Origin of the sequence: Kitasatospora sp. GP82 (assembly GCF_029892105.1) — a bacterium.
GTDB lineage: Bacteria > Actinomycetota > Actinomycetes > Streptomycetales > Streptomycetaceae > Kitasatospora.
In genome coordinates, this window is sequence record NZ_JARZAJ010000085.1 from 1 (window position 1) to 9,406 (window position 9,406).

General features: G+C 70.0%; 7 protein-coding genes. 4 read left to right on the forward strand and 3 right to left on the reverse strand.

Going from position 1 to position 9,406, the window contains the following annotated elements:
* The first annotated feature begins 496 nt into the window (after positions 1–496).
* The gene (locus tag P3T39_RS36520; protein ID WP_280703632.1) at positions 497–1,657 is read left to right on the forward strand and encodes a GNAT family N-acetyltransferase; all 1,161 of its coding nucleotides are present in this window, start codon (positions 497–499) and stop codon (positions 1,655–1,657) included.
* A 529-nt stretch (positions 1,658–2,186) separates the two neighbouring features.
* Here P3T39_RS36520 and P3T39_RS36525 read toward each other — a convergent pair.
* Positions 2,187–3,047, reverse strand: coding sequence for an alpha/beta hydrolase (locus P3T39_RS36525; RefSeq protein WP_280703633.1), 861 nt, complete (start codon positions 3,045–3,047; stop codon positions 2,187–2,189).
* 161 nt (positions 3,048–3,208) lie between these two features.
* On the opposite strand from P3T39_RS36525, the gene P3T39_RS36530 reads away from it, so the two are divergent.
* Both P3T39_RS36530 and P3T39_RS36535 read left to right on the forward strand, forming a co-directional pair.
* Positions 3,209–4,171, forward strand: coding sequence for an IS630 family transposase (locus P3T39_RS36530; protein ID WP_280703634.1), 963 nt, complete (start codon positions 3,209–3,211; stop codon positions 4,169–4,171).
* A 701-nt stretch (positions 4,172–4,872) separates the two neighbouring features.
* Positions 4,873–5,814 (forward strand): reverse transcriptase N-terminal domain-containing protein, encoded by a 942-nt coding sequence (locus tag P3T39_RS36535; RefSeq protein ID WP_348534425.1) that lies wholly within the window; start codon positions 4,873–4,875, stop codon positions 5,812–5,814.
* A 94-nt stretch (positions 5,815–5,908) separates the two neighbouring features.
* On the opposite strand, the gene P3T39_RS36540 is transcribed toward P3T39_RS36535, so the two are convergent.
* Together P3T39_RS36540 and ligA are read right to left on the reverse strand one after the other, a co-directional pair.
* Entirely contained in the window at positions 5,909–6,079 is a 171-nt protein-coding gene (locus P3T39_RS36540; RefSeq protein ID WP_280703635.1) for a hypothetical protein, read from the reverse strand.
* 79 nt (positions 6,080–6,158) lie between these two features.
* Positions 6,159–8,180, reverse strand: a complete 2,022-nt coding sequence (gene ligA, locus P3T39_RS36545; protein ID WP_280703636.1) for an NAD-dependent DNA ligase LigA — start codon at positions 8,178–8,180, stop codon at positions 6,159–6,161.
* A 236-nt stretch (positions 8,181–8,416) separates the two neighbouring features.
* On the opposite strand from ligA, the gene P3T39_RS36550 reads away from it, so the two are divergent.
* Complete coding sequence (locus tag P3T39_RS36550) at positions 8,417–9,202, forward strand: alpha/beta hydrolase (protein WP_280703637.1); 786 nt, start codon at positions 8,417–8,419, stop codon at positions 9,200–9,202.
* The last annotated feature ends 204 nt before the right edge of the window (positions 9,203–9,406 follow it).

Genomic DNA, 9,406 nt, shown 5'->3' on the forward strand with positions numbered 1-9,406 from the left:
GGTGCACCTGCTGCCCAACGGTGTCGACACCACCCGCTACACCCTGCCCACCGCCTCCCGGGCGGCCCTGCGCCAGATCGTCAGGACCGACCTCGCCCTGCCCCAGCAGGCCCGGGTGGTCGGCGGGGTCGGACGGCTGGTCCCCGGCAAGCACTTCGAGATCCTGATCGACTGCGCGACCAGACCACTACGGCGGTACACAGCCGTTCCCGCATTCCCCCGCGCGCCGAAGCCCCGACCGCCCAGGCCCCCGCCTCGCCCCGGAAATACCACACCGCTCCTTCGAAACCGACCAAGAGCTCCACGACCGTCAAGAAACCTCAGAAAACGGGAAACCGAGGATGACCAACCACCTCACCGGGCCCCGCGCACGGCGTGCCCGGCAGGTCCGAACCCTGCCCCCCCATCCGCTCCGCCCGGCGGACGCCGCACGCACGGCACAAAGCGGGGACAGCTCCAGAACAGGTCCGGCGTGCCAGCAGACGGAGAGCCGACGATGACCACCACGCAACTCACCGGCGCCAGCCTGCCGGCCCAGGCAGGAACGCCGACCTGGCGCTCCGAGGTACTGCGGACCGACGACGCCCTCGACCGGGTCGCCGAGGAGTGGGACGACCTGGCCACCCGATGCGCCGGCGCGACGCCCTTCCAGACCGCCGCCTGGCTGCGCTCCTGGTGGCGCCACTACGGCCGCCCCGGCACTCTCGTCGTGGTACTGGTCCGCCGGAACAAGCAACTGGTCGGCGCGGCCGCCCTGCAACGACGCGGCCCCTTCGGAGGATTGACCAACCTCGGCGGCGGCCTGGTCGACTTCACCGACGTCCTGCTGGACGACTCCTGCGCCGACCTCGCCGCCACCGAACTCGCCAACGCCCTTCCGCTCCACCGGCCCTGGCACAGCCTGGAACTGCGCGAGGTCCACCCCGAAGCCACAGCCCAGAAAATCTTCGAGCACTGGCGCGGCCGCCGCCACCGCTTCGCCGACTCACTCTGCCAGTACCTCCCGGCCGTGCCGATGGAGGAACTGCTCAAACGGCTGCCCGGCAAGACCGCCCAACGCAACCGGGTCAAGCAGCGCAAGATCGCCAAGGCGGGCGTCCAGGTCAGCTCGGCGACTCCTGAGGAGGTGCCGGAGGCGATCGAGGAACTGCTGCGACTGCACTTCCTGCAGTGGCAGCACCGCGGCGTCACGCCCGAGCACCGTACCGAGCGCTTCGCCGCCCACCTCGCCGACTCCACCACCGGGCTCGTCGCCACCCGCCGCGCCACCCTGCACCGCTACCACCTCAACGGCGAACCGGTGGCGGTCAACCTGCTCCTGCTCTGCCCCTCCTTCGGCGGCCTCTACATGTACGGCGCGCACCCGGCACTGCGCGAGCGCCTGGACATCGCCGGCCTGCTCATCGGCACCGCCCTTGACGAGGTACGGGCCGCCGAGATCCCGGTACTGAGCCTGCTGCGCGGCCAGGAACCGTACAAGCAACGCTGGCGCCCGGACCAACTGCACAACCAGCGACTGGTACTGGGCCCCGGCCGCCTCGCACCGTTCGCCGCCGCCCGCGCCCTCAGAATCCTGACCCGCCAGCAACTGGCACAGGTACTACGCACCCGACTACCCCGGCTCAAGGAAACACTAACGGCCCGACGCCGCAGATAACCCACCGAAAACACCACCAAACCCCATCCGGAACCCCCCACCGAACCTCCCACCGATCCAGGAAACACCGCCAACTCCTCCGCCGACCAGCTGTGCCCGAGCACGCCGACACCGCGCCCAGACCACTACGGAAACACCACCGGCATGGCCCCAGACGGTGAAGCAGATGACCGCCTCCGCACGGCAGGCGGATACCGTGAAGCGGTGACGACGGAGCCGGAAACGGAGCGAGATCAAACCGAAAACCGACAGGAACCGACAGGAACCGCCAGACATCGTCACGTTCTCGGAAGCGGACGATACTGACGGCACGCCAAGACACCACACTCTCCTATGGCTTGCCACCGTCAGGCGACTGCAGGCCGCCCGGTGACCCGGTTCCAGACACCCACCCCGCGACCGGCAGACCCCCACACCCTCAACCAGCCCGCCACCGGCGACAACCCCGACCTCAACCTCACCAGCCAAACCCTCCACCTGAAGTGGTCGGCTCCGGAAGTCCTTCGGGGGTTGACTCCGGAGCCGACCACTACGCGTCACTTCGGCTTAGGAATTCGCCGACGGTCCGGACGAAGAACTCCGGGTCGTCCAGCCACGGGATGTGCGCGGCGCCCGGCTGGACGACGAACTCCCCGCGCGGGAAGAGCGCCGCGACCTCCGCGGCCTTGTCCGGGCGGGGGGATGGGTCCAGCTCGCCCGCGAGCACCAGCACCGGCGCGTCGAGCTTGGTCAGCACCTCGCGCACCGCGGCCGCGTCGTCGAACGCGCCGGGACCGGGGTAGGCGTGAGCGGCCTCCTCGTTGTAACCGTCCTCGCCGGAGGCGGCGTGGGCCTGCGCCGCCGCGTCCCAGCGGCCGTAGGTGAGGCGGTCCAGGAACCGCCAATCGTCCTCGGTCGCCTCCCCGGCCATCGCCCGCTCGAAGGCGGGCACCGCCTCGTCGTACCAGGGCTCGCCGCTGCGCAGCGCGAGCGCCTCGCGCCGTCCCTCGAGCGGGAACTCGATCTCGGCCGCCCGGGCCCGGGCGGTCACCAGCACCAGCGACCGGATCCGCTGCGGATACCGGCCGGCGTAGAACAGCGCGAGGTCGCCGGAGGCGGAGTGGGCCAGCACGTCGATCCGCTCCAGCCCGAGGTGCGCCCGGAGCGTTTCGACGTCGTCCACCTGCCGGTCGACGCGGTAGCTCGACGGGTCGGCCGGAGTCTCGGACTCTCCCGTGCCACGCAGGTCGAGCAGCACGAGCGAACGCCCTGCGGCGGCCGGCAGGCCGCCCAGGTCACCGAGGTAGGCGGAGGCCTGCATCGGGCCTCCGGGGAGACAGATCAGCGGATCGCCCTCCCCCACGGTGCGGTAGGCGAGGCGGGTTCCGTCCGGAGCAGGAAATGTCGGCATCCGGCCATCCTGACACCGGCCATCCACCCCCCGCCACGCATTACCGGCCGGGGGTGTTCCGAAGGCGTGGGCATGGCGCCCATCCTGCCCGACGGGCCGGTCCCCGGATACGGCACGCTTCGGCGGGTCGTGATCCACTTCTCCCGATCGGCCTGCCTGCCTTGCCCGTTGTCGCCGCCCGCCCGATAGCCCTGCGCGCCGCCGAGCGCGAACGGCTGAAGAAGATGGCCTACGGCCACAAGACCGAGCACCGGCTGCGGATACGCGCGCAGGTGGTGCTGCACGCCGCACGCGGACGCTCCAACGCGCGCATCGCCCGCGCCACCGGCCTGCGCCTGGACACGGTCCGGTGCTGGCGCGGCCGGTTCGCCGAGCACGGTCTGGGCGCTCTGGCCGACCGCGACCGGTCGGGGCGGCCGCCGTCGTTCACCGCGCTGCAGGTGGCCGAGGCCAAAGCGCTGGCCTGCCGCCTGCCCGCCGAGACCGGGGTGCCGCTGGCGCGCTGGTCCTGCCCGGAGTTGGCCACCGAACTGTCGGTGCGCGGTATCACCGGCCCCGCCTCCGCCTCGACCGTGCGCCGCTGGCTCAGGGACGACGCCCTCAAGCCCTGGCAGCACCGCTCCTGGATCTTCATCACCGATCCCGGCTTCCGTGCCAAGGCCCAGCGAGTGCTGGACCTGTACGCCCGCACCTGGCAGGGCGTCCCGCTCGGCAAGGACGAGTACGTCATCAGCGCGGACGAGAAGACCTCCATCCAGGCCCGCTGCCGCTGCCACCCCACCCTCGCCCCCGGCCAGGCCCGGGCGATGCGCGTCAACCACACCTACGGACGCGGCGGCGCCCTGGCCTACCTGGCCGCCTACGACGCCCACCCCGCGAAGGTGTCCGGCCGCACCGAATCCACCACCGGCATCGACCCGTTCATGAACCTGGTCGCCCAGGTCATGACCCAGGAGCCCTACGCCAGCGCCAAGCGCGTGTTCTGGATCGTCGACAACGGCTCCTCCCACCGCGGCAAGAAGGCAGCCGACCGGCTGTCGGCCGCGTTCCCGAACGCGGTGATGGTCCACACCCCGGTGCACGCCTCCTGGTTGAACCAGGTCGTGCGACACGAAGTCGCTTGAGGTGAGCGGAATTCACCGAAGGAGGTTCGACTGATGTCGAAGGTGTAGTTCCCGGTCCCGTGCGCAAGGACCGTCCCCGCTTCGGCGTGCGTCGCGGGTAACCGCGGGGTGCGAAGCCCGGAGTTCAAGGCCCAAGGGTCCCCGTTCCATCCGGGGGCCACAGGCTGGGGAAGACCGGACGGGTGAACGCAAGTGAATCCTCGATGACGCCTCGTCATTAGCACTTCCGCAGATGGGTTGCTGGAGCGGGAGACAGGGACCGGCCGCTGTGAGGCGGCGGGTGCCGCCCGGAGGGATTTGGCCGGGCGGGAGCGCACCACCGTCCCCGGGGTACAGAGGGCGCCCACCCCGGTCGCATCTCACTCATGCGGAACGTGACAACCCCGACGGGGTCCAGGCGTGGACGCGTCTGGTGGGCCGACCGTGAGGAAGGCTGAACTCCCCGGCGGGAGTAGGACGACCCGAGAAGCGAATGCCGGTGGCCGAAAGGCAGCAGGAAACCGGGAACCGCATGCCGGCACCTCCGCCGGCGGCTCCCGCATAACTGGCCGGATAGGGGCTGATGCCCTGACCCGAAAGGGTGCTGACGCGGGTCGGGTGAGCCTGCGAGGACCTGATGAATGACGACACCGGAACCGAGGGACAAGTTGGACGCCGTGACATTGCCGAAGGCGACTGAGGTCGCTGTCGGTTGCGCTGCGGTGAACGGACCCGAGGGCGGGCTCCTGGACTGGGACGCTGTGAACTGGCGGGCGGTCGAGGAGGACGTACGGCGGCTGAGGCAGCGGATCTTCGCGGCGTCGAAGGCAGGGGACCTGAAGAAGGTCCGCAATCTGCAGAAGCTGATGCTCCGCTCCCGCAGCAATGCTCTGATGAGCGTGCGACGGGTGGCGGAGGTCAACGCTGGCCGCAAGACGGCCGGGATCGACGGCAAGGTGGCGGTGTCATCCCAGGACAAGGCCGAGCTGGCCGACTGGGTGCAGCACCGGGCGAAGCCGTGGTCACCGCGTCCCGTCAAGCGGGTGTATGTGCCCAAGAGCAACGGGCGTCGCCGCCCGCTGGGGATTCCGGTGATCGCCGACAGGTGCCTTCAGGCCCTGACGGTCAGCGCGCTGGAACCCGAGTGGGAGGCCCGGTTCGAGCCGAGATCGTACGGTTTTCGGCCGGGTCGTGGTTGCCACGATGCCATCGTGGCGATCCACACCACGGCGAGCCGCCCGGACGCCAAGCGGCTATGGGTGCTGGACGCCGATCTTCAAGAGGCGTTCGACCGTCTCAGCCACGACCACATCCTCGCCTGTCTCGGGACCTTCCCTGCCAGGGGTATGGTCCGGCGCTGGCTGGAAGCGGGAGTGATCGAGGACGGCCACTTCGCCCCGACCGAGGAGGGAACCCCTCAAGGCGGGGTGATCAGCCCCTTGTTGATGAACGTTGCCCTGCACGGCATGGAGCAGGCCGCCGGCAGCCTCGCCAGTTCCTTCCACGCCAGGGCAACCACCGCCACCCTGCGTGCCCACCTGGCCAACGTCCCCGGTCGGCTCGCCCGCTCGGCTCGTCGCCTGACGCTGCATCTGCCCGACCGCTGGCCCTGGCAGCACGCGTTCACCGACCTGTTCGACGCCGCCCACGCACCACCGGCCTGATTCGCGACCTGACCACCCCCGCCCGCCAGGGCCCGACCGGAGCACACGTGGAAGAGCTGGACAGACCAGCGGGCACCCCACGCCCTCCAACCGGTCAGCCCGACCAGACCCCAGAAGTGATCACTCTCGAATCAGCCCGGTGGATTCGGGCTGAGAGAGACACCCCCTCGAAGGCGTTGCCGGGCAAGGCCTGAAGCTTGCCGTTCAGGGCGTCGTACTGATCGGTCATCACGCCGGCCAGCTCGGCCTTCATGAAAATCGCCATCGCGGTCTCCTCTGTGAATCCGATCATTTGATCACCGCGCCGAGGCAGAGCACCGACACCAAGTTGGCGGCAGCACCCTTCAGACGAGGTAGGAGGCCACCAGGTCGGCGAAGTCCTCGGGGGAAAGGATCCGGACTCCGAGGTCCTCGGCCTTGATTCGCTTGGAACCGGCCTTGTCACCGGCCACGAGGAGAGTAGTGCGCTTGGAGACGGCGGAGGACGCCTTTCCGCCGGCGCGTTCGATCAGTTCGTTCATCTCGTTGCGGGAGAGCGCGGCAAGCAAGCCGGTCATGCTGCCAGTGACGACCACGGCCTCGCCTGCAAGCGGGCTGGCCGCGCCGTCGGCATCCTGCCCGGCGGCGGCTGGTTCGGCCACGGCGGTGCCGACGTTCAGGGCAATGAGCTTGTCCAGGACCGGGGCAAGGTCGGCGAGCTCCGCGACGATGACCTTGGCCTTCTCGGCGCCGATGCCGTCGACATCGGCCAGAGTGTCGGCGTCGGCGGCGCGGATAGCGGCCATGGACCCGAAATGGGCGGCGATCCGGCGGGACATGGTGCGGCCCGTGCCACGCACACCCAGCGCGCAGAACACCCGGTGCAGCGGGGCGTTGCGGGCGACCTCGATCGCGCCGAGCAGGTTGTCAGTACTCGTCTCGCCCATTCGGTCCAGGCCGAGGAGCTGCTCGCGGGTGAGGGTGAACAGGTCGGCGACGTCCGCGACCAGGTCGGCGTCGACGAGCTGGACCGCGCGGGTACCTCCGAGGCCTTCGATGTCGAGCTGGTCGCGGCTGGCGGCGTAGCGGATGGAGGCGACTGCCTGGCAGGAGCGGCCGCGGACACAGCGCCAGCGCTGTTCGGAGGCGTCGATGGCGTCGCCGCAGCGGGGACAGGCGTCGGGGAAGGCGATGGGCTTCTCGTCACCGGTTCGCTGGTCGACGAGGGGTGCTTCAACACGGGGGATGACGTCGCCGGCGCGGTAGACGAAGACCTGGTCGCCGATGAGCAGGCCGCGACGGGTGATGTCGGCCGGGTTGTGGAGGGTGGCGTAGGTGACGGTGACGCCGTCTATGAGGACGGGTTCCAGGACAGCGCGGGGGGCGATGATGCCCGTGCGGCCGACGTTCCACTCGACGTCGAGGAGGCGGGTCACCTTGTACTGGGCCGGGAGCTTTCGGGCGATGGCCCAGCGGGGTGCGCGGGAGCCGCTTCCGGCCTGCTGCTGGTCGGCGGCGGAGTCGGCCTTGATGACGACGCCGTCGATTCCGAAGGGCAGCGCGGCGCGCAGGGCGGCGATCTCGTCGACCCGCTGCTGGGCCTTCTCCACCGTGGCGCAGTGTTGCGGGTGGGCGGCCGTGGTGGCTGCGGTGTTGGCTCCGAGCTCGGCGAGGCGCTCCAGGAGCGCGGTGTGGGCAAGGTCGTCGAGGCCGACGGCGCCGTAGGCGAAGAAGGTGAGTTCGATCCGGTAGGGGCGGTCCTTGGCACGGAGCGTGCCGGCGGCGCCGTTGCGCGGGTTGGCGAACGGAGTGGCGCCGTGGGCGGTACGCACCTCATTGGCGCGGTCGAACTGGTCCTGAGTGAGAAGGACTTCGCCGCGCAGCTCGACGTCGAGCGGCTCGGCAAGCTGCTGAGGGAGTCCCAGGACCGCGTTGGCAGCGTGGCTGATGTCCTCTCCAGCCAGCCCGTCGCCGCGGGTGATCAGCTGCTGAAGGCGACCGGATCGATAGCGGGCGGCCACCGCCAAGCCGTCGAGCTTGGGCTCCACACACCAGCCGTCGACGGGTCGGCCGAGTCGGCGTTCCAGGCCGGCGGCCCAGGACTCCAGTTCCTCGGCGGAGAAGACGTTCTCCAGGCTGAGCATCGGCACCGAGTGCGGGACATCACCGCCCGCCGCACCACCGGCGACCTTGCCGGTGGGGGAATCAGGTAGCACCTGGTCCGGATGCACAGCCTCATAGGACTCGATCGCGCGCACCAGGGCGTCGTACTCGTCGTCGCCGAGCGGCGTGGTGCCGTCGGCGTAGTAGGCCGCGGCCGCCTGGACGGCGGTGGCGACGGCATCGGCATAGGCGGCGGGAGAGGCCAGAGAGGCTGCGTCCTTCATGGGCACCATCATCTCGATCGGCACTGACATCCCAGGTAGAGGCCGGTGCTCGGCGACGGTGTTGAGGCTCTCCGAAAATCCCACCGGCGCTCACCTCGTTCGCCTGACCTGCTCTTGTTCCCCACCCCGGCGACAGGGCTGATGCTGGCGGGGCGGGTCCGTCCTCCGGTCCGTGGCGGCGACATGGCCGAGATTCCGCTGGCGGGCGCCTGTACCGCGCAACCAGACTGCAGATCATGGAAACCCTCGTGCCTGTCAGCAACGGCGAACTCTGGGCGGACGATTCGGGAGGGGATGGGCTGCCGCTGGTCCTGCTCCACCCGGGCGTCGGGGACTCGACCGTATGGGGTCCCGTCCTCCCGGCGCTTACCGCGCGGTACCGGGTGATCCGCTACGACTCCCGCGGCTTCGGCCGCTCGCCCGCGCCCACTGCCGCGTATTCCCTGGTCGAGGATCTCGCCGCAGTCCTCGACCACTTCGGGCTGGCCCGTGCGGTGCTGGTGGGCTCCAGCATGGGCGGTGCCACCTCGATCAGCCTGGCTCTGGACGCCCCGGACCGGGTGGCGGGCCTCGCACTCTTCGTGCCCGGGGTCACGGGGTACGACGGACTGACGCCGCCCGGGTTCTACGAAGAAGTGGGAAAGCTGGCCACGGCCAACGACATGGAGGGCATCGTCCGGCTCGGGCTGGGCATCTGGGGGCGGGCCGGCGGCGGCACCCCCGAGACCGATCCGGTCGCGGCCGCCCAGCTCCGAGGCGTACTGCCTGCCTGGTTCAGCACTGTCGGTCACCAGGGGACCGACGCCCCCACCTTCGACCGGCTCGGGGAGATCGCCACGCCCGCGTTGCTGGCACTGGGAGAGCTGGACCAGCCGGAGGTGGTGCGCTGCAACGAGGAGATGGCGGACCGAATCCCCCACTGCCGCCTGGTCCGGCTGGCCGCCTCCGACCACTACCCGACGCTGCGTGAGCCGGGGACCGTCGTCCAGCTGATCGAGGAGCTGTACGCCGACTCGCACTGAGCACTGCCAGCGGCTCCAGGGCTCAACGCACGATCCGACGCGGATGTCCCTCGCCGCGGGCAGGCCAATGAGATCCGCCTGACTGGCCGTCAACACTCTGTTCTGCGGATTAGAAGCTGTTGTCTTTCCGATCTTGAGGTCTGCCTTTTCGTTGGTCGGGCATAGGGTCGGTGGCCCCGTGGGAGTGGTGACCTGTCGTGTCGT

What these genes read in the sequence shown, in the direction of transcription:
- P3T39_RS36520 (WP_280703632.1), top strand. Translation starts at nt 497, where the DNA reads ATGACCACCACGCAACTCACCGGCGCCAGCCTGCCGGCCCAGGCAGGA.
- P3T39_RS36525 (WP_280703633.1), bottom strand. Translation starts at nt 3,047, where the DNA reads ATGCCGACATTTCCTGCTCCGGACGGAACCCGCCTCGCCTACCGCACC.
- P3T39_RS36540 (WP_280703635.1), bottom strand. Translation starts at nt 6,079, where the DNA reads ATGGCGATTTTCATGAAGGCCGAGCTGGCCGGCGTGATGACCGATCAG.
- ligA (WP_280703636.1), bottom strand. Translation starts at nt 8,180, where the DNA reads ATGAAGGACGCAGCCTCTCTGGCCTCTCCCGCCGCCTATGCCGATGCC.
- P3T39_RS36550 (WP_280703637.1), top strand. Translation starts at nt 8,417, where the DNA reads ATGGAAACCCTCGTGCCTGTCAGCAACGGCGAACTCTGGGCGGACGAT.